The 18,777-nt window shown below is 61.6% G+C and carries 21 protein-coding genes; 7 read left to right on the top strand and 14 right to left on the bottom strand.

The window, feature by feature from the left end; genetic code table 11:
• Positions 1-13 precede the first annotated feature (13 nt).
• From PMM47T1_RS07215 to PMM47T1_RS07190, 6 genes are all read right to left on the bottom strand, one after another.
• Positions 14-1,543, bottom strand: coding sequence for a SulP family inorganic anion transporter (locus PMM47T1_RS07215; RefSeq protein WP_008367197.1), 1,530 nt, complete (start codon positions 1,541-1,543; stop codon positions 14-16).
• Positions 1,544-1,737: 194 nt separating this feature from the next.
• Positions 1,738-2,457: a carbonic anhydrase gene (locus tag PMM47T1_RS07210; protein WP_008367196.1), complete on the bottom strand. Its 720-nt coding sequence runs from the start codon at positions 2,455-2,457 to the stop codon at positions 1,738-1,740.
• Between the two features lie 430 nt (positions 2,458-2,887).
• Positions 2,888-3,946, bottom strand: a complete 1,059-nt coding sequence (locus PMM47T1_RS07205; protein WP_008367195.1) for a PA0069 family radical SAM protein — start codon at positions 3,944-3,946, stop codon at positions 2,888-2,890.
• Positions 3,947-4,117: 171 nt separating this feature from the next.
• Positions 4,118-5,419, bottom strand: coding sequence for a c-type cytochrome (locus PMM47T1_RS07200; protein WP_043300815.1), 1,302 nt, complete (start codon positions 5,417-5,419; stop codon positions 4,118-4,120).
• A gap of 12 nt (positions 5,420-5,431) precedes the next feature.
• A complete protein-coding gene (locus PMM47T1_RS07195; protein ID WP_008367193.1) occupies positions 5,432-7,216 on the bottom strand; it encodes a GMC family oxidoreductase in 1,785 nt (594 codons plus the stop codon).
• 2 nt (positions 7,217-7,218) lie between these two features.
• Entirely contained in the window at positions 7,219-7,959 is a 741-nt protein-coding gene (locus tag PMM47T1_RS07190) for a gluconate 2-dehydrogenase subunit 3 family protein (protein WP_008367191.1), read from the bottom strand.
• A 322-nt stretch (positions 7,960-8,281) separates the two neighbouring features.
• On the opposite strand from PMM47T1_RS07190, the gene PMM47T1_RS07185 reads away from it, so the two are divergent.
• Positions 8,282-8,923 carry a phosphatase domain-containing protein gene (locus tag PMM47T1_RS07185; RefSeq protein WP_008367190.1) on the top strand — a complete coding sequence of 214 codons (642 nt, stop codon included), beginning with the start codon at positions 8,282-8,284 and terminating at the stop codon, positions 8,921-8,923.
• A 22-nt stretch (positions 8,924-8,945) separates the two neighbouring features.
• Here the strand turns inward: PMM47T1_RS07185 and PMM47T1_RS07180 are convergent, their stop codons facing one another.
• Both PMM47T1_RS07180 and prlC read right to left on the bottom strand, forming a co-directional pair.
• Positions 8,946-9,227 (bottom strand): YheV family putative zinc ribbon protein, encoded by a 282-nt coding sequence (locus tag PMM47T1_RS07180; protein WP_008367189.1) that lies wholly within the window; start codon positions 9,225-9,227, stop codon positions 8,946-8,948.
• Positions 9,224-11,275, bottom strand: coding sequence for an oligopeptidase A (prlC, locus tag PMM47T1_RS07175; RefSeq protein WP_008367187.1), 2,052 nt, complete (start codon positions 11,273-11,275; stop codon positions 9,224-9,226). The genes PMM47T1_RS07180 and prlC overlap by 4 nt, the downstream gene beginning before the upstream one ends.
• Positions 11,276-11,364: 89 nt before the next feature.
• Here prlC and PMM47T1_RS07170 point away from each other — a divergent pair, with 89 nt between their 5' ends.
• Both PMM47T1_RS07170 and PMM47T1_RS07165 read left to right on the top strand, forming a co-directional pair.
• Positions 11,365-11,928 carry a gamma carbonic anhydrase family protein gene (locus PMM47T1_RS07170; protein ID WP_008367186.1) on the top strand — a complete coding sequence of 188 codons (564 nt, stop codon included), beginning with the start codon at positions 11,365-11,367 and terminating at the stop codon, positions 11,926-11,928.
• Positions 11,929-11,941: 13 nt separating this feature from the next.
• Positions 11,942-12,595, top strand: coding sequence for an HAD family hydrolase (locus PMM47T1_RS07165; RefSeq protein WP_008367184.1), 654 nt, complete (start codon positions 11,942-11,944; stop codon positions 12,593-12,595).
• A 107-nt stretch (positions 12,596-12,702) separates the two neighbouring features.
• Here PMM47T1_RS07165 and PMM47T1_RS07160 read toward each other — a convergent pair whose 3' ends face one another.
• Positions 12,703-13,755, bottom strand: coding sequence for an aminopeptidase (locus tag PMM47T1_RS07160; protein ID WP_008367182.1), 1,053 nt, complete (start codon positions 13,753-13,755; stop codon positions 12,703-12,705).
• A gap of 113 nt (positions 13,756-13,868) precedes the next feature.
• Between PMM47T1_RS07160 and PMM47T1_RS07155 the strand changes: the two genes are divergently transcribed.
• Together PMM47T1_RS07155 and PMM47T1_RS07150 are read left to right on the top strand one after the other, a co-directional pair.
• A complete protein-coding gene (locus tag PMM47T1_RS07155; RefSeq protein WP_008367181.1) occupies positions 13,869-14,282 on the top strand; it encodes a PA0061/PA0062 family lipoprotein in 414 nt (137 codons plus the stop codon).
• 49 nt (positions 14,283-14,331) lie between these two features.
• Positions 14,332-14,745 carry a PA0061/PA0062 family lipoprotein gene (locus tag PMM47T1_RS07150; protein ID WP_008367179.1) on the top strand — a complete coding sequence of 138 codons (414 nt, stop codon included), beginning with the start codon at positions 14,332-14,334 and terminating at the stop codon, positions 14,743-14,745.
• Here PMM47T1_RS07150 and PMM47T1_RS07145 read toward each other — a convergent pair.
• Positions 14,742-14,978: a DUF1161 domain-containing protein gene (locus PMM47T1_RS07145; RefSeq protein WP_008367177.1), complete on the bottom strand. Its 237-nt coding sequence runs from the start codon at positions 14,976-14,978 to the stop codon at positions 14,742-14,744. The two genes, PMM47T1_RS07150 and PMM47T1_RS07145, sit on opposite strands and share 4 nt — an antisense overlap.
• 87 nt (positions 14,979-15,065) lie before the next feature.
• Complete coding sequence (locus tag PMM47T1_RS07140; protein ID WP_008367175.1) at positions 15,066-15,494, bottom strand: OsmC family protein; 429 nt, start codon at positions 15,492-15,494, stop codon at positions 15,066-15,068.
• A gap of 198 nt (positions 15,495-15,692) precedes the next feature.
• On the opposite strand from PMM47T1_RS07140, the gene PMM47T1_RS07135 reads away from it, so the two are divergent.
• On the top strand, positions 15,693-16,694 hold the full coding sequence (locus tag PMM47T1_RS07135; protein ID WP_008367174.1) for an LLM class flavin-dependent oxidoreductase: 1,002 nt from the start codon (positions 15,693-15,695) through the stop codon (positions 16,692-16,694).
• A gap of 78 nt (positions 16,695-16,772) precedes the next feature.
• Here PMM47T1_RS07135 and PMM47T1_RS07130 read toward each other — a convergent pair whose 3' ends face one another.
• Both PMM47T1_RS07130 and PMM47T1_RS07125 read right to left on the bottom strand, forming a co-directional pair.
• Positions 16,773-16,994 (bottom strand): DUF1161 domain-containing protein, encoded by a 222-nt coding sequence (locus tag PMM47T1_RS07130; protein WP_008367172.1) that lies wholly within the window; start codon positions 16,992-16,994, stop codon positions 16,773-16,775.
• Positions 16,995-17,115: 121 nt separating this feature from the next.
• Positions 17,116-17,331: a dodecin gene (locus tag PMM47T1_RS07125; RefSeq protein ID WP_008367170.1), complete on the bottom strand. Its 216-nt coding sequence runs from the start codon at positions 17,329-17,331 to the stop codon at positions 17,116-17,118.
• Positions 17,332-17,480: 149 nt separating this feature from the next.
• Between PMM47T1_RS07125 and PMM47T1_RS07120 the strand changes: the two genes are divergently transcribed.
• A complete protein-coding gene (locus PMM47T1_RS07120; RefSeq protein WP_008367169.1) occupies positions 17,481-17,804 on the top strand; it encodes a DUF883 family protein in 324 nt (107 codons plus the stop codon).
• Here the strand turns inward: PMM47T1_RS07120 and PMM47T1_RS07115 are convergent.
• A complete protein-coding gene (locus tag PMM47T1_RS07115; RefSeq protein ID WP_008367167.1) occupies positions 17,801-18,697 on the bottom strand; it encodes a LysR family transcriptional regulator in 897 nt (298 codons plus the stop codon). The two genes, PMM47T1_RS07120 and PMM47T1_RS07115, sit on opposite strands and share 4 nt — an antisense overlap.
• Positions 18,698-18,777: the final 80 nt, after the last annotated feature.

Here is an 18,777-nt window from a genome sequence, read left to right as displayed (position 1 = left end):
TAGCCCACTGGAGTCAGGCGTTCACGCCTGCCGAGGTGCGCATCTGGCCTTCGATACGCCGCTTCAACCCGCGGCTTTCGATGATCAGCCGCGAACCACTGGCGCGGTTCGCCCGCCCCCAGTCCTCCAGCAATTCCAGGCACGAGTGGTCGATGTAGCGCAGGTTGCCCAACGGTACATGGACGATGCTGCCCGCAGGAATGGTATCCAGCACCTGGGTCAGGGCCGGTACCTTCAGGAAAGTAGCTGCGCCTGTCAGGCGCAACTCCACTTCGTTGCCACCGCGCTGCACCAGGTTGATTTTCAACCGCGCCGCCTTCAGGGCCAGCATCAGCAACGTCAACGCAAAGCCCAGCAACACGCCGGTCAACAGGTCGGTGAAGATGATGGCCAGCGCCGTCGCGCCATAGATGAACATCGGCATCCGCCCGTACCGGCCCAGGCTGCGCAGTGCCTTGAGGTCCACCAGTTTGAAACCGGTATACACCAGCACGCCCGCCAGGCTGGCCACCGGGATGCTTTGCAGCACGCTCGACAACACCACCACAAAGGCCAGCAGCCACACGCCATGGAACACGGCGGACAGCCGCGTTTGTGCGCCGGCCTGGACATTGGCCGAACTGCGCACGATCACCCCCGTCATCGGCAAGGCGCCCAGCACGCCGCACAGCATGTTGCCGACACCCTGAGCGGACAATTCACGATCAAAATCCGAACGCACGCCGTTGTGCATGCGGTCAACCGCGGCCGCTGAAAGCAATGTTTCAGCGCTGGCGATGAAAGCGACGGCAAAGGCGGCGATCAAAAGCGTGGGATCCGCCAGGCTCAGCAAATCCGCCGGCCGCAGCCAGTCGATAGCCTCGGCCAGGTTGGCCGGCACTTCCACGCGCTTGACCGCCAGGCCCATCCACAAGCTGATCAACGTCGCCACGGCCACACCCAGCAGCGCACCCGGCACGAAACGCAGGCGCTGCGGCCGCAGTTTTTCCCAGGCGTACATGATGGCGATGGTGCCCAGCCCCAGCAGCCCGGCTTGCCAGCCCAGGCCGCCACCCATTACCGGCGTGGCCTGGGCAACGGCACCGGGGAAGCCCAGCAGGTTGTCCATGCCCGAAGGTTGCGGCGATCGGTCCAGCATCACGTGCACCTGGGACAACACAATCAGCACGCCGATACCGGCCAGCATGCCGTACACCACTGCCGGCGCCGTTACGCGGAACCAGCAGCCCAGCTTGAAACGCCCGGCCAGCAACTGCAGGAAACCGGCAAGCAGCAGGATCGGCCCCAGCATGGCCATACCGTGCTGGCGCACCAGTTCGAACACCAGCACCGCCAGGCCGGCCGCCGGGCCGCTGACCTGAAGCGGCGAGCCCGCCAGGAAACCCACCACCACACCGCCAATGATGCCGGTGATCAAACCTTTCGCCGGTGGCATGCCGGAGGCGATGGCAATGCCCATGCACAACGGCAACGCCACCAGAAACACCACCACCGACGCCAATAACTCTCGCGGCAATACCGCCTTTACGTGTGCCATGTTCATGACGTTTCTCCTGAAAAGGTGCCTCAGGCCCGAGCCTGCTGGCGAAGTCGCAACCGCTGTTTCAGGCGTACAGCCGCCCGCAACCGGGCTTTGCGGCTCGGCTGGCAAACAAACGGTTTCGATAACGGCAGCGGGGCGAGCGACGTACCTGGGTACGCCGCCGCAAGGGCCTCGCTTATCGTAAAGTCGAGGCGCTAGAACCGCCCTTTGGGCGTTGCGCTCGGTGTCGGCAGGGTTCCGTCCAGAGGAAGGAAGCAATCACGCTCAGCATCGTAAGCTCTGATTTCGCTGGTCTCGATGCTGTAGATCCAGCCATGGATGAACAGCTGCCCGCTGGCCATGCGCGACGCCACCGAGGGGTGGGTACGCAGATGCTGCAGTTGAGCGATGACGTTTTCTTCCGTCAGCACCTGCATGCTCTCAGCTTCGGTGGCGCAGTTGCAGTTGTCGTGCACCACGGTCTTGGCGACTTCGGCATGCCGCAGCCAGGCTTTTACCGTGGGCATCTTTTCCAACGTGTCGGGGTTGAGCACCGCGCGCATGGCGCCGCAGTCCGAATGCCCACACACAATGATGTGGTGCACGCCCAGGGCCAGCACGGCGTACTCGATGGCCGTGGAAACACCCCCGTTCATTTGCCCATACGGCGGCACGACGTTGCCCACGTTACGGGTCACGAAAAGATCGCCCGGCGAGCTGTGGGTGATCAACTCCGGCACGATTCGCGAATCGGCACAGGTAATGAACATGGCCCGCGGCGTCTGCGCCGTGGCCAGCTTCTTGAACAGTTCTTCCTGCTGCGGAAACACTTCGCGGTGGAAATGCAGGAAGCCATCAATGATGGTCTTCAGCGCTGCTTCCGCACTTTCAGCCGCGGCAGCCGGCTCCTTCTGGGAAGAGTCCTTGTCGGTCATGATTCATCCTCGAGAGACGGTTAAAGGATTTTTCCCATTTTACGGGGTAAAACGCCCTACACGGGAGAACTATGCAGGGCGTTTTATGCAGCTTAGTGACTATTGGGTCACGTGGGATTCAAGGTAGAGATGAAATCTTAATTCAAGCTGAATGGAAGGCTCTGGATCGGGGGTTTGAAGTGTTTCAGGAAGCTACGAAATGGTGGCAAAACACCATGTGTCGGACAGGTTACGGCTCCGCCAAATGCGCCCACCTGTCAGATCTGTCAGTAGCGCTGCCGACCGCCAGATCTGCATTGGGCTGGCAGAAGCCTTTATTCATGCCATGAACCAGATGGGTACCCCGGACATCGACATTCGCTGAACAGGCCACCTTGATACGTAGCCTGCGGCAGCGGGGTTGTGGCGCTATGGGGAATGGGGATACCGGTTACAACAACGACATCTGTCCCCCCGGCGGGCAGAATGCCGTGCAGTCCAGCGAATAGCCTTCACGCCGGGTCAAGCCATAGCGCTTGACCCCGGCCCTGAACCGCTGCTCCAGCAAATCGGCAAACACGCCCTCGCCGCGAAAGCGCGCGCCGAAGCGGCTGTCGTACAGCTCACCGCCACGGCTCTGGCGGATCAGGCTCAGCACATGATCGGCCCGTTGCGGGTAATGCTGCTGCAGCCACTCCTCGAACAACGGGGCGACTTCCAGCGGCAAGCGCAGCAGCATGTAGTTGGCCGTCAGCGCCCCCGCCGCCTTGGCTTCGCGCAGCAGGCTTTCCAGTTCCATGTCGTTGATCATGGGGATCATCGGTGAACACAACACGCCCACGGGGATGCCGGCCTCGCGCATTACGCGGATGGCACGCAGCCGCGCCTTGGGGGCCGCGGCGCGCGGTTCCAGGGTGCGTTTGAGTTCGTCGTCCAGGGTGGTGAGGCTGATCATCACGGACACCAGGTTGAGCTGCGCCAGATCGGTCAGCAGGTCCAGGTCGCGCAATATCAGCGAGCCCTTGGTGACGATGGTGACCGGGTGTCGGTAGCGCAACAGCACTTCCAGCACGGCGCGGGTCAGCTTGTGTTCACGCTCGATGGGCTGGTAGGGGTCGGTGTTGGAGCCCAGGTTGATCGGCGCCACCTTATAGCCACGCTTGGACAGTTGCTGTTCCAGCAGGGCGGCGGCGTTGGTCTTGGCGATCAGCTTGGTTTCGAAATCCAGGCCGGGGGACATGTCCCAGTAGGCGTGGCTGGGCCGGGCGTAGCAGTAGATGCAGCCATGCTCGCAACCGCGGTAGGGGTTGATGGTGCGGTCGAAGGGCAGGTCGGGGGAGGTGTTGCGAGTGATGATGCTCTTGGCCGTCTCGATGCGCACTTCGGTGCCCTGCGTGACCGGGACTTCCTGGTACCAGCCGTCGTCTTCGGCCACCGAGCGGTTGGCGGCGAAGCGGTTGTGCGGGTTGGCGGCAGTGCCGCGGCCGCGTGGGGGCATGGGCGTGGACATGGACAAGGCCCTTTTACTGTATTTACGTACAGTATAGTAGCTTCAAAACTTTGCCTAGTACCACAGATCAGCACAGCCCCTGTGGGACCGTGCGAAGCTCCGGAAACGGGCACCTCGCATGTCAGTGAATGCGCAGTGTCCGCTTCTCGAGCTTCGCCTGGTCCCACAAGGTTATTTTGAGGTCACCTGGCCCAGGTCATCACCCGAGGTGGTTTTCAGGTCATCGGTACGCAACGCTTTCACATCTTTCGCCGATACCTGCGACCCCTTGTTGCCCCAACTGGTGCGGATGAAGTTCACCACGTCAGCCACTTCCTGGTCCGACAGGCGCCAGGCGTAGGACGGCATGGTGAAGTTCGACGGCGCGGTCTTGGTAGCTACCAGCGTGCCACCCTTGAGCACGATATGGATCAGCGAAGTGGGGTCTTCGGTCTGCAGCACCGGATTGCCGGCCAGGGCCGGGAACACGCGGGTGTAGCCCTTGCCGTCAGTGCGGTGGCAGGCGGCGCAGTTGTCGATGTACACCGAGGCACCCGGCTTGCTGTCGTCACCTTTCCACAGCGCCTCGGCCACGGCCTTGTCGTAGACCTGCGGCTTATCGTCGGGGTTAACCGCCGGCAAGGACTTCAGGTAACGGGCAATGGCGGTCAGGTCGGCGTCGCTCATGTACTGCATGCTGTGCTCGACCACGTCGCTCATGCCGCCGAACACCGCGGTACGGTCGCTGCGTCCGGTCTTGAGGAAGGCTACCAGGTCCGCTTCGCTCCAACTGCCCAGGCCATCCTTGTGGTCGCCGCGCAGGCTCTTGGCTATCCAACCCTCCAGCGGCGCGGAGCCTGCGAGGAATTCCTTGCCATCTGCCGGGTTCAGGGCCTTTTCCTGCATGGTGATGGCGCGTGGGGTGTGGCAGGCGCCGCAGTGGCCAAGGCCTTCCACCAGATAGGCACCGCGGTTGATGATGTCGTCATTGCCCGCCGCCTTGAACGGTTCGACCTTCGGCGCAAACATGCCACGCCAGAACGCCAGAGGCCAGCGCATGCTCAGAGGCCAGGGAATATCGACGTCCTTGTTCTCCTGGGGCACAGGCTGCACGCCCTTCATGAAGTAGGCATAGAGGGCCTGCAGGTCCTCATCGCTGACGCGGGCGTAGGACGGGTAGGGCATGGCCGGGTACAAGGTACTACCGCTCTTGCCGATACCGTGGCGCACGGCCTGGTCGAAGTCCTCGTAGGAGTATTCGCCAATGCCGGTCTTGTCCGGGGTGATGTTGGTCGAATAGATCGTGCCGATCGGTGTTTCCATCGGCAGGCCGCCAGCGAAGGGCTTGCCGCCTTTGGCAGTGTGGCAAGCCACGCAGTCGCCGGCGCGGGCCAGGTATTCACCCTTTTGCACCAGGGCTGGGTCGAACGACGGTTCGGCTGCCCACGCGGGCAGGCTGGCCAGGGCCAGGGATGCGATAAACAGTTTTTTCATGGTCATCGCTCCTTAAGCCTGCACCAGCGGGCCGGGGTTCTTCAGGTATTGCTCGCGGATAGCCTTGGCCGACCAGTAGGTCAGCGCGGCGACAAGGCCGGTAGGGTTGTAGCCCAGGCCCTGTGGGAACGCGGAGGCACCCGGCACGAACACGTTGTGTACGTCCCAGCATTGCAGGTAGCGGTTCAGCGCGCTGGTCTTCGGATCGGCACCCATGATCGCGCCACCGTTGAGGTGGGTGGTCTGGTAGGCGGCGGTGTTGAATTTCTCACCCACCTTCTTGCCCAGGATTGCGATGGACTTGGGGTTCATGGCCTTGGCGATTTTGCTCAGCTTGTCCGCCATGAACATGTTCATCTTGATATCGTTTTCCTGCCAATTGAAGGTCATGCGCAGCAACGGCAGGCCATAGGCATCCTTGTAGGTAGGGTCCAGGTCGAGGTAGTTACCACGGTAGGACTGATGCGCGCCGTGGGCGTCCATCGACACCTGGTGGGTGTAGTACTCGGCCGTGGTCTTCTTCCAGGCGCTGCCCCAGGCCGGGGTGCCGGGCGGGTTGGACGTGCCTGCGATAGGACGGCTGCCCGCCTGGTTGACCCAGAACGGCGAGCCGCCCACGAAGCCGTGCGGGCCGTGATCGAAGTTGTCGGCGTTGAAGTCGTCGATGGCTACGCCGTTGCCGCCGGCACCGATGAAGTTGTTGGTGTGGGTGTCCTTGTCGAAGAACGCTTTCACGGTCGCCATGTTCTGGTAGGCGAAGTTCTTGCCCACCACGCCTTCGCCGCTGACCGGGTCATAAGGCTTGCCGATGCCCGACAGCAGCATCAAACGCACGTTGTTGAACTGGAAAGCCGCCAGGATTACCAGGTCTGCCGGTTGCTCTACCTCGCGGCCCTGGGCGTCGACGTAGGTCACGCCGGTGGCGGTCTTCTTGTCGTCGGCAAGGTTCACCTTCAACACATGCGCGTTGGTGCGCAGTTCGAACTTGGGCTCCTGGCGCAACGCCGGGAGGATGTTCACATTCGGCGAGGCCTTGGAATACATGTAGCAAACGTAGCCGCTACAGAAGCCGCAGAAGTTGCACGGGCCCATCTGCGCGCCGTAGGGGTTGGTGTACGGCCCGGACGTGTTGGCAGACGGAATGTTGTAAGGCTTGTAGCCCGACTCAGTGGCCGCCTTGTGAAACAGCATGGCGGACACGCCGTTTTTCTGCGCAGCCAGCGGGAAGGCGCTGGAGCGGTCGGGCGCATAAGGGTTGGCGCCGTTGCTCTGGCCAACGATCTGGCCCTTGACCGACCACGCGCTGCCGGAGGTACCGAAGACTTTTTCGGAGAAGTCGAAGAACGGCTCCAGCTCTTCGTAGGTCACGCCGAAGTCTTGGATGGTCATGTCTTCGGGGATGAACTTCTTGCCGTAACGCTCTTCGTAATGGCTGCGCATGCGCAGTTCCATCGGGTCGACCCGGAAGTGGCAGCCGGACCAGTGCAGGCCTGCACCGCCCACACCCTTGCCAGGCAGGAACGCGCCCAGCTGACGGTTAGGCAAAGCCACGTCCTTGACGCTATGGCGAATGGTGACGGTTTCCTTGGAGATGTCCTGGAACAGCTTTTTGCGAACGCTGTAGGTCAGCTCGTCAATCACCTGGGGGTAATTGCCGTCGGGGTAGGTGTCCTGCATGGGGCCACGTTCCAGCGCCACCACGTTCAACCCGGCCTCGGTGAGCTCCTTGGCCATGATGGCGCCGGCCCAACCGAAGCCAACGATCACGGCGTCGACCTTTTTCAATACTGTCGCCATGCTCAAGCCCTCTCGCCGCGAATGGATACTGCCGGGAAAGGGTATGGCTCGTTGCGTTCCACCCAGTCCATGAAGTCGGCGCGCGCGCCGGGGAAGCCCACCATGGTCCAGCCCACCAGGCCTTTATTGCCACCGTGCACCGGGTCGCTGAAGAAGCCTTCCTTGGTGTTCTGGATCAGCAGGGAGAAGAATGCCTTGGACGGCACGTCATCAAACTGGATTTCACCGGACTCAAGCTTGGTCAGCACGCTTTCCTGGGCCGCATGGTCCAGTTCGGCAAACACCTTGCCCGCCTGTTTTTTGCACCAGGCGTCGGTGGCAGCAATACCCAGGCGGTAGATTTCCTTGGGCACCAGCTTGAGCTGATAGCCCATTTCTGGTGGCGCATCGGCCACGAACGGGCCCTGCATGAACCACAACGCACCGCTGGCGTAGGCGGTGTTCATCTGCCGGTCGATGAACTCGGGCGCACCCGCTTCCAGTGCGCCTGGTCCCATGTCGTCAGCCGGAATCAGCCGCGCCACGGCGGCGTTAACGAACGCCCACTCTTCGGCGGTGAAGTAGCTGGGCTCATACGCCTGCGCGGCCGGGGCTTGCGGCGCCTCGGCCTGCTTCTGCGGGGCGGCCATCAGCTCACCCACACCCATGCCCAGGCCAGTGCTGGCCACGGTGACTACGGGTATCAGGGTCAGGGTTTTACGCAGGAAGTCCCGGCGCGGGTTGTCGTGGTCTTGCTCAGACATGGGGGATCCTCATCCGATCACGGATTTTTAGCGGCCTTGGGGCTGCTTTATCTTTTTGAATGGCTCATCGAGCTGCACAGGCGGGCATCACGAAGCTCTTAGTAAAGAACATCGCGACGTTTTTTAGTTTTATCGAGTCTGGGCGGCACGCCAGGGTATTGCTTGCGCCTCTGTCGAGGCGGCTCAAGATGCGAAAATGTAACCGGTTTCAGTCAAGTTTTACAGGAGTTTCACACGAACTTTTTACAATCACCTCACAGTGCTTTGACGGGACAACGCCCATTATTCGGACGTATAGCCCCTTTATCGTCGCGGAAATGCCATGCCTCTCTTTCGTCGCCTGTTACTTTGCCTGCCATTGTGCCTTGGCCTCGCCGGCAACAGCTTTGCCGATCAGGCGCCGATCGTGGCCGCGCAACGCCCGGGCCAATGGGCGCAATCGATCGACCCGCAGTACAACCTCTACCAGATGAGCCCCACCCTTTACCGCAGCGCCTTGCCGGACCAGCAGGCCATGCCGCTGCTGGGCAAACTGCAGATCAAGACCGTGGTGAGCTTCCTGCCAGAGTCGGACGCAGGCTGGATGAAAGAGCCGCAGATCAACCGCGTACAATTGCCGATGCGTACCGTGCATGCCGATGACGCGCAGATCATCGCGGCGTTGCGGGCTATTCAGGAAGGGGAGGCCAAGGGCCCGGTGTTGATCCACTGCAAACACGGCCTCGACCGCACCGGGCTGGTGTCGGCGATGTATCGCGTGGTGGTGCAGGGTTGGAGCAAGCAGGAGGCCTTGGCGGAAATGACCCAGGGCGGGTTCGGCGATACCAAGCGCATGAAGTACGGCATTGACTATCTCAACAACGTCAATGTCGAGGACGTGCGCAGCGCCCTGGCCAGCGGCGCCTGCAGCACCAACCCCGTGGCCGCGTGTGCGATCAAGGGGTTGTTCAAGCAGTTGATCTGAGGCCAGCGCACCCACTGACGTATCAGGCGTCGGGCTTCTTCAGCTTGGGGTTGGGAAAGAACTGCACCGTCTGCACCTTGGGGTTGGCGACTTTCGGCGCCACCTGGTTCACCCGCGTCCCCAACTCGTTGGGAATCGACTGACCCTGGGCATTGAGTGTGTCGCTGTAGCCGCAGGCCACGCACTCACGGTGCGGGACGTCGTCCTCGCTCCACATCTTCAGCTTGTCCGGCTCGCTGCACGCCGGGCATACAGCCCCGGCGATAAAGCGCTTCTTGGTCTTGACCACGATACTTTCACTCATGCTGCCGCGTCCTCACTCAGGCCGCTATGGCGCAAGAGTGCATCAATCGACGGCTCGCGGCCGCGGAAGTCGACGAACAGCACCATCGGCTCCTGCGAACCGCCACGGGCCAGAATGGCTTCGCGGAAGGCACGCCCGGTGGTTTCGTTGAGTACGCCTTCTTCCTCGAAACGCGAAAAGGCATCGGCCGACAGTACTTCCGCCCACTTGTAGCTGTAGTAACCCGCCGCGTAACCGCCGGCAAAGATGTGCGCGAAGCTGTTGGGAAAGCGGTTAAAGGCCGGCGGACGCATGACCGATACCTCGTCACGCACGCCTTCCAGCACCTGCAGCACGCTACGGCCATCGCCGTGGGTGGCATGCAGTTCGAAGTCGAACAGCGAGAACTCCAGCTGGCGCACCATCATCAGGCCGGACTGGAAGTTCTTGGCCGCCAGCATTTTCTCCAGCAAGTCTTGGGGCAGGGCTTCGCCGGTTTCGTAATGACCGGAGATAAAGGCCAGGCCTTCAGGCTCCCAGCACCAGTTTTCCATGAACTGGCTAGGCAACTCGACGGCGTCCCACGCCACGCCATTGATACCCGAGACACCGGCATGCTCGACGCGAGTCAGCAGGTGATGCAGGCCGTGACCGAATTCATGGAACAGCGTGGTCACTTCATCATGGGTGAGCAGCGCTGGCTTGCCGACATCGGCCGGGGTGAAGTTGCACACCAGGTTCGCTACCGGGCTTTGCACAACGCCATCGACGGTGCGGCGATGGTCACGGGCACCGTCCATCCAGGCTCCGCCACGCTTGTTGGCGCGGGCGTACAGGTCGAAGAAGAAGCGGCCGACGTGCTGACCGTTTTCCTTAATCTCGAACAGGCGCACGTCCGGGTGCCAGGTGTCGAAGCCGGTCTGCTCGGCGATTTCGATGCCGTACAGGCGCTGGACGATGGCGAACAGGCCGGTCAGCACCTTGTCGATGGGGAAGTAAGCGCGCAGGGCTTCCTGGGACACGCTATAGCGCTGCTCACGCAGTTTTTCGCCATAGAAGCCGCTGTCCCAGCTCTGCAGATCAGGGCACCCCTGTTCGGCCGCATAGGCCTTGAGCTGGGCCAGGTCCTGGGCAGCGAATGGCTTGCTGCGCTTGGCCAGGTCGCGCAGGAAACCCAGCACCTGGTCGCTGGACTCGGCCATCTTGGTGGCCAGGCTCAGCTCGGCGAAGCTTGCGTAGCCCAGCAGTTTTGCCAGTTCCTGACGCAGGTCGAGGATCTGCTCCATCACCGGCCCGTTGTCGTTCTGGCCGGCGTTGGGGCCCTGGTCCGAGGCGCGGGTGCAGTAGGCCGCGTAGATTTCTTCGCGCAGGGCACGGTCCTGGGCGTAGGTCATCACCGCGTAGTAGCTGGGGAACTCCAGGCTGATCAACCAGCCTTCCAGCCCCTTGGCCTTGGCTGCGGCAGCCATTTGCGCCTTGGCAGAATCGGTCAGGCCGGCCAGGGCCGCTTCGTCGGTGACGTGCTTGGTCCAGGCCTGGGTGGCGTCCAGCAATTGGTTGGAGAACGTGCTGCCCAGCTCGGACAACTTGCTCTGCACCTGGGCATAACGCTTCTGCTGCTCGGGCGGCAGGTCGATGCCCGATAGGCGGAAATCACGCAACGAATGTTCGAGAATGGTCTTCTGCGCCACGTCGAAGGTGGCCGCTTCCGGGCTGCTGGCCAGGGCTTCAAAGGCCTGGAACAGTTCGCGGTTCTGGCCCATTTCGGTGGAGTAGGCGCTCAGGGCTGGCAGGCAGGACTCATACGCCTGGCGCAGTTCCGGGCTGTTGCAGACTGCGTTAAGGTGGCTGACGGGGCTCCAGGCCGCGCCGAGGCGGTCATTGAGTTCGTCCATGGCCAATACCAGGCCGGCCCAGGTAGGGTTTTTTACCTGGGTTTCGAGAATCTTAGCGATCGCCGCACGGTTGTCGGCGAGGATTTGTTCAATCGCCGGCTGTACGTGCTCGGCACGGATCGCCGAGAACGGTGGCAGGTCATAAGACTGCAGTAGCGGGTTGGTCGCGCTCACGGTTACACACCTTGGCTGAAGAAACACCACCCCATCTTAATTACAATCGGCGCTGACCGCAGCTATCAACGCCAGAGAAGGAGACTATTGTGGCCATTCGTACTTTCCAGCAGCACACGCCCGTCGTCGGCGAGCGGGCCTTTGTCGACCGTTCGGCGGTGGTCATCGGCGATGTCGAGATCGGCGAAGACAGCTCGGTGTGGCCCCTGACCGTGATTCGCGGTGACATGCACCGTATCCGCATTGGCGCGCGTACCAGCGTGCAGGACGCCAGCGTGCTGCACATCACCCATGCTGGCCCGTTCAACCCCGCCGGCTTCCCCTTGATCATTGGCGACGACGTGACCATCGGCCACAAAGTGATGCTGCACGGCTGCACGGTGGGCAGCCGGATCCTGATCGGCATGGGCAGCACGGTGATGGACGGCGCCGTGGTAGAGGACGAAGTGATCATCGGTGCCGCCAGCCTGGTACCGCCGGGCAAGCGCCTGGAGAGCGGCTTTCTCTACGTAGGCAGCCCGGTCAAGCAGGCCCGGCCACTGACCGACAAGGAACGCAGCTTCTTCACCTACACCGCCGCCAATTACGTGAAACTCAAGGACCAGCACCTGGACGCCGGCTTCGCCAGCCCCAATGAACTGTCCACTGACTGACCCAGGAATGCCCATGCATTATCAAAATATTCTCTTCGACCTCGACGGCACCCTGACTGACCCGCGCGAAGGCATCACCCGCTCTATCCAGTACGCCCTGGAAAAACTGGGCATCATCGAACCCGACTTGCGAAAGCTGGAGCACTTCATCGGCCCGCCGCTGCTGCAGGCGTTCATGCAGTTCTATGGGTTCGAAGAAGAGAAAGCCTGGCAGGCGGTGAATTTCTACCGCGAGCGCTTCAAGGTTACCGGCCTATACGAAAACGAAGTGTTCGAAGGTGTGATCGAGCTGCTGGAAACCCTGGAAGCTCAAGGCCGCCACCTGTATGTGGCCACGTCGAAGCCATGGGAATTCGCCCGCGAGATTGCCCGGCATTTCGACTTCGCCAAGCACTTCAAGGTGATCTACGGCAGCGAGCTGGACGGCACGCGCACCAATAAGGTCGAGCTGATTGCCCACCTGCTCAAGGAAGAAGGCCTGGACCCGGCGCAGACGCTGATGATCGGCGACCGCAAGCACGACCTGATCGGCGCCAAGGCCAACGGCCTGGATGTGGTAGCGGTGGGCTACGGGTTTGGCAGCCGTGAGGAGCTGGAGGCCGAGGCACCGACCTATCATTTCGATACGCTGGCCCAGTTGCACCAGGCGTTTACCCCGCCCGTTTAATGACTACGTTTGCCCCGTAGCTGCCGTCAGGCCGTAGCTGCCGCAGGCTGCGAAGGCCCGCACAGCGGGCCCAGGATCGGCCGGACTCCGCCGAAGGTCCTGCGGACCTATTCGCCGCCTGGCGGCAGCTCCGGGGTTTGGGACAGTTTCACCAGCGCGGCCTTGCGCTGGTCTGCGGGCAGCTTGCCCATGCGCTCCACTTCGCTGAAGAAGGTCGGCCAATTGCCGTGCACCTGTTTGAACAGCGCGGCGAAGGAGGGCACCCACTGGTCGTAGAGCCCGAACGGCAGTAGCTTGGCGTTGTTCATCGGGGCATTTACCCAGGCGTCGTAGCGCTTGTCGCCGTTCCACTGGGTATCGCGAAGTTGGCGATAGTGGGCACGCATCTGCTCGAATTCCTGCTGTTTGGCGGCGCGCATGGCAGCCGGTGCCAGCGGCTGGCTATACAGCTTTTCCAGGCGTTCACGCGTATCCAGCACCAGTTGGGTGAACTGGTCCATCTGCTTCGAAAGGTCCACGTTGGCAGGCGGCAGCCCCTGATACGCCCGCCATTGGCGGGTGCCTTCCTGCTCCACGAAAGTGGCGTATGACTCGTTGAACTCGCTGTCGTCCTTCACGTAGAAGCGTTGATGCGCCAGCTCATGGAAAATCAGCGTTGCCAGGCGCTCGTCGCCGCGGTCCATCATGGTGTTGATGATGGGGTCATCGAACCAGCCCAGGGTCGAATAAGCATCCACCCCGCCGATGTACACATCCATGCCGGCCTGTTTCTGCAATGCCGCCTCACCGCGCGCAGCACTCAGGCTGTAGTAACCGCGATACGCCACGCAGCCGGCAATCGGAAAGCAGTGCGTTTGCGGGTCCAGAGAAAACTCCTGGGTGGCAAACACATTCCACACCACGGAATTGCGCTTCACGTCGGCGTAAAGGCGGTAGCTGCGGTTGTCCGGCAGATACAGGTGGCTGCTGGCAAAGTCCCGTGCCGCCTGGGACTGGCGCAGCTGTGCGCGCAGCTTCACATCGCGCGCAGGGTCGGCAATCACCTGGGCCACCGGCTCGCGGGCGCGCAGCAATTGCACTTGGCCATTCACCAACTGGCCGTAGTAGGTCGAACAACCGTTCAGCAGCAAAGCCCCCAGCAGGGGAACCAAGACCCGCATTTTGCGGTCGAGTGACCCATGGCTTGAGCGCCTTGGAAAAAGAAGATCAATCATCAGTCGCGTGGATCCTTCAGTGGGACGAGCCGACCACCATTGCCATCGGGAGTGTTGCCATGCGTGCCTTGTTCCTTGTCTGCGGTCTGGCGACCGTGGCCGGTTGTTCCACCCTGCCTGATCCGGACCCGCACCAGGCCTGGGTGGACCTCAAGGCGGGTTCGGACAACTCGCTGAAGGCCGTCAAGGTCGACAATCACGATTGGGCCGACCCACGTTACTTCGAAGTGCAGCCGGGCGCTCATGAATTGTGGGTAACTTTTCAATTCCCGGTGGCCCCAAGCAATATCGGCCCGGTGGCCGAGCCACTGTGGCGTGATTGCAAGATGAAACTGTCCTTCAAGGATTTCAGCGCCGGCCAGCACTACCGCCTGGAGGCAGGCAGCCTGGGGTTCCAGCCATGGGCCAAACTCTATGATGAGCAGCGTTACGTAGTAGGTAAGGCGCAACCAGCCGGCTGCCAGGCCTCCTAGGTGCTGCAAGGGAGGTATGCTTAAGGCATTACCCCCAATGGAGCCCATCATGCGCCGCGCCCTTGCCGTTGCCGTACTCACTACCCTGGCCGGTTGCAGCATAACCCCTCTGCCCCCGGTCAACCCTCAACAATCCTGGGTCGACATGACCATGCTGGGCGGCAAAGTCATCATGGCCGAACGCCTGGACGGCGTGCGCCTCAACGATGGCCGCTACTTCCAGGTGACCCCGGGCCGCCATGAATTGATGGTGCGCTATGACTTCGAGATTTACGCGGGCAGCATGTTCCTGATCGACCCGGATGAGCGCACCTGTTACCTCACGGTGCGCTATGACGGCTTCCAGGCCGGCCAGCGCTATCGGCTGGAAGCACGCACGCTGGGCGTGAACCCCAGCGTGCGGCTGTACGATCAGAACAAGAAGGTGGTGGCTGAAGACAGCGCCGTGAACTGCCTGTTCTAGCGATCGTTCTTTTGGTAAATGATTTTCTTGCTGCCGCCTTCGCACGAACCAACGACCATGTTCTTGTCGTGGACTTCTTCGTTGCTGACGATTTCGAGGGTGTAGGAAGTGACGCCCTGGGCCTGGATCTTTGCTTCGATCTCGGCCTTCAGTTCTTCGCAGGGCTTGGTGGCCGCCATGGCGCCGGTGGCCGCAGCACAGCAGGCGAGGGTCAATATCAGTCGCTTGATCATGATGGCATCCCTGAATGGCTGTAGGAGCCGAACGCAGTCGGCTCCTACAGTTTGACCACAAATGCCATCACCTGTTCAAGCGCAGGCTCAGTTCACCAGCGTGGCGTCCAGGCTGATCTTGGCGCCCTTGAGCACCTTGGACACCGGGCAGCCTTCCTTGGCCTTGTTGGCCAGTTCCTTGAACTGTTCCTCGCTGGCGCCTGGCACCTTGGCCTTGAGGATCAAGTGCACGGCGGTGATCTCGAAGCCTTCGCCCACCTTGTCCAGGGTGACCTCGGCGATGGTATCGATGCGGTCGGCGGTGAGGTTGGCACCACCGAGAATCATCGATAACGCCATGGAGAAGCAACCCGCATGAGCCGCACCAATCAGCTCTTCCGGGTTGGTTCCTGGCTGGCCTTCGAACCGGGTGTTGAAGCCATAGGGGTTGCTTTTCAGCGCACCGCTTTCAGTGGAAATCTGGCCCTTGCCATCCTTCAGGCCGCCTTGCCAAACGGCCGATGCTGTCTTCTTCATGATGCCTCCTCGGGTTGCACGCGAAGGTTCGCGCAGTCACTGAGGTTAGGAGTGATTCGCACGCCGGCAAGTTCAGATGGATTGACAATCTGGTATTGAAGTTTCTCAATATGCCCATACTGTTGCATAAAGGGTAGGGTGGTGGCGCCATGGACAACGTGCACCAGCCTTCCAGTCGACTGCCGAGGAAGTGTCCCCATGAAACGACTCTCCGATATCAAGATTTCCGCCCTGGACCTGGTGCCTGTGCGCGCTGACAAAGGCCCGGCGCACTCGCTGCGCAATTCGCTGGACCTGGCGCAACACCTGGAAAAGTTCGGCTATAACCGCTTCTGGGTCGCCGAGCACCACAACATGGACGGCATCGCCAGCTCCGCCACGGCCGTGCTGCTGGGCTACCTGGCGGGTGGCACTTCGACCATTCGCGTGGGCTCCGGCGGTGTGATGCTGCCCAACCATGCGCCACTGGTGATTGCCGAGCAGTTCGGCACCCTGGAAAGCCTGTACCCGGGCCGTATCGACCTGGGCCTTGGCCGCGCCCCGGGTTCTGACCAGATGACCGCCCGCGCCCTGCGGCGCGAACGCTCGGGCAGCGCCGACGACTTCCCCGATGACGTATTGGAGCTGATGAGCTACCTGGGACCGCGCACGCCTGAGCAAAAAGTGATCGCCGTGCCCGGAACCGGCACTCAGGTACCGGTCTGGTTGTTGGGCTCCAGCCTATTCAGTGCGCAGCTGGCGGGCATGTACGGCTTGCCCTACGCCTTCGCCTCACACTTCGCACCGCGTTACATGCACGAAGCGATTCGCGTCTACCGCAACCACTTCAAGCCGTCGGCCGTGCTGGACAAGCCCTATGTGATGCTGGGCGTGCCCTTGGTGGCCGCCGACACCGACGAACAGGCCGATTACCTGGCCACCTCGGTGTACCAGCGTATTCTCAACCTGATGCGTGGCCAGAGCCTGGTGCAACAGCCACCGGTAGACAGCATGGAAGGCCGTTGGCTGCCCCATGAAAAGGCTGCCGTGGCCGATTTCCTGGGCCTGGCCATGGTGGGCGGCCCGCAGAAAATCCGCGCCAAGCTGGATGTATTACTGGAGCAGACCCAGGCGGATGAGTTGATCTTTACCTGCGACCTGTACGAACACACCGACCGGCTGCGTTCCTACGAACTGCTGGCGCAGCTGGCCAAAGGCTGAAAAGCGTGGGAGCTGGCTTGCCAGCGAGCTTATGGGAACCCTCAAAAACTCGCTGGCAAGCCAGCTCTCACAGGCAGCTTATTTTTTGTACACAATTTCCTTGGTGCCCGCCTCGCAGGTGCCAACCACCTTGGCGCCCGCCGAGGCGCCCTTGTCGACAACCTCCAGCGAATAGCCGTGCGCACCCTTGGCGTCGATCTTCGCGGCAACTTCCGATTTCAGTTCGTCACACGACTTTCCAGCTGCCAGTGCCGAACCGGCCATGCATAACAAACCTGCTGCCAACAAAATTCTCTTCATCGGTCACATTCCCTGGTCAGATCAAAGCAAAAAAGCATCCGGCAAGGTTACCGGTGCCCCCCAGCACTGTTTGTAGCGGAATACTGGCCTTTCGGCCAGTAAGACGCTTCCGGAAATGCTGTCAGCTATTGGCGATGCGGAAACCCACCTTCAACGTGACCTGAAAATGCGCGGCCTTATTGTTCTCGATATGACCGCGGGTTTCCAGCACCTCGAACCATTCCAGCTGCTTGATGGTCTTGCCTGCCTCGGCCAGGGCATTGTTGATGGCTTCCTCGATGCTGTTGGCCGAAGAGCCGACCAGCTCGATCAGCTTGTAGGTGCGATGGTCAGTCATGGTGAGTCTCCTTCGATAGTGGTCTTGAGCGTAGGTGGCCTTTTAGTTCTGTGCTGTTTTAGCTGGTAAAAGTTCACACGCACTGCACTTTCCGGAAGCGGCGCAGTCGGAAACTTACACACGCAACTCACCACGCAGGAGAGACACCTATGGCTACTTCACTTCGCAAAGCATCGTTGCAAAGCATGGAAGCGGAAATCGAAAGTCTGCTCAAATCGCTGGAGAGCTTGAAGGACGACGCGTCCGACGAGTCGCGCAAAACCCTGAAAAGCCTGCGCGCCAATGCTGAGAACGCCCTGAAGCACTCGCGCCATTTGCTCAGCGACGTGTATGAAGACGTGAAAGTGAAAACCCGCGAAACCGGCGTCGCCACCCGCGAATATGCGCAAGAGCACCCCTGGACCACCGCCGGTGTCGCCATTGGCGCCCTGGGCCTGTTGGCTGGCTACTTGATGTGCAAGCGCGGCAACTAATCCACCTGGCGCGCCAGTTCCATCGTGAGCCAGTGCGCCAGCTGTCGGGCGCGCCCATCGGCGGCGCGCCTGGGCACCCATAGCGCCAGCCGGGCCGAGGTTTCACTAAAGCCCCACGGCGCCGCCAGTCGCCCCGCCCGCAGATCATCGATCACCAGCGGTTCCGGGGCGATGGCCACGCCAAGGCTCGCCACGGCCGCCTCCAGCAAATAATACAAATGCTCGAACCCCTGGCCGTAGTGCAACTGGCCGGGCGCGATGCCGTGGTGTTGCGCCCAGTTGGGCCATGCCTGGGGCCGTGACGTGGTGTGCAGCAGCGCTTCCCCCTCCAACACCTGCGCAGGCGCCGCCGCCAGGGCGTCAAAACGCGCGAAACGCGGGCTCAGCACGGGCCCGATGCGCTCCTCGGCCAGTTCGAACACCTGCATGTCCGCAGGCCAAGGCGGTTCGGCGAACACCAGCCAGGCATCCAGCCCGGGGCGGCTGGGGTCCAGGTCGCCTTCTGCCGCCGACAGGTGCAGACGCAAGTCAGGCAGGTCGGCATTGAGCTTGCCCAGCCGGGGGATGAACCAGCGCGCCAGCAGGCTTCCCGAGCAGCCCAATACGAACGGCGCGTCATTGGCGCCCTGGCTAATCTCGGCGCATACACTGCGCAGGCGCTCGAACGCATCGCCACTGGCGTCGCGCAGACGCTGGCCGGCATCTGTGAGTTTCAGGCCACGGCCTTCCTTGACAAACAGGCTGACCCCCAAGTGCTCTTCCAACACCTTCAGCTGACGGCTGATGGCACCATGGGTCACGTGCAATTGTTCAGCTGCACGGCTTACGCTGTTCAGCCGGGCAGTGGCTTCAAAGGCACGCAATGCGTTCAGGGGGGGCAGGTCGCGGTTCATGTTATATGTGAGTTTTCCTGACAGGTTGCAGCAATCTTATCGGTTTTATTCAAGGCGTGCCGTGGTTACAGTAGATTCAT

It is taken from the genome of Pseudomonas sp. M47T1, from assembly GCF_000263855.1.
Taxonomy (GTDB): domain Bacteria; phylum Pseudomonadota; class Gammaproteobacteria; order Pseudomonadales; family Pseudomonadaceae; genus Aquipseudomonas.
This window is presented reverse-complemented; position numbering and strand designations above follow the sequence as displayed.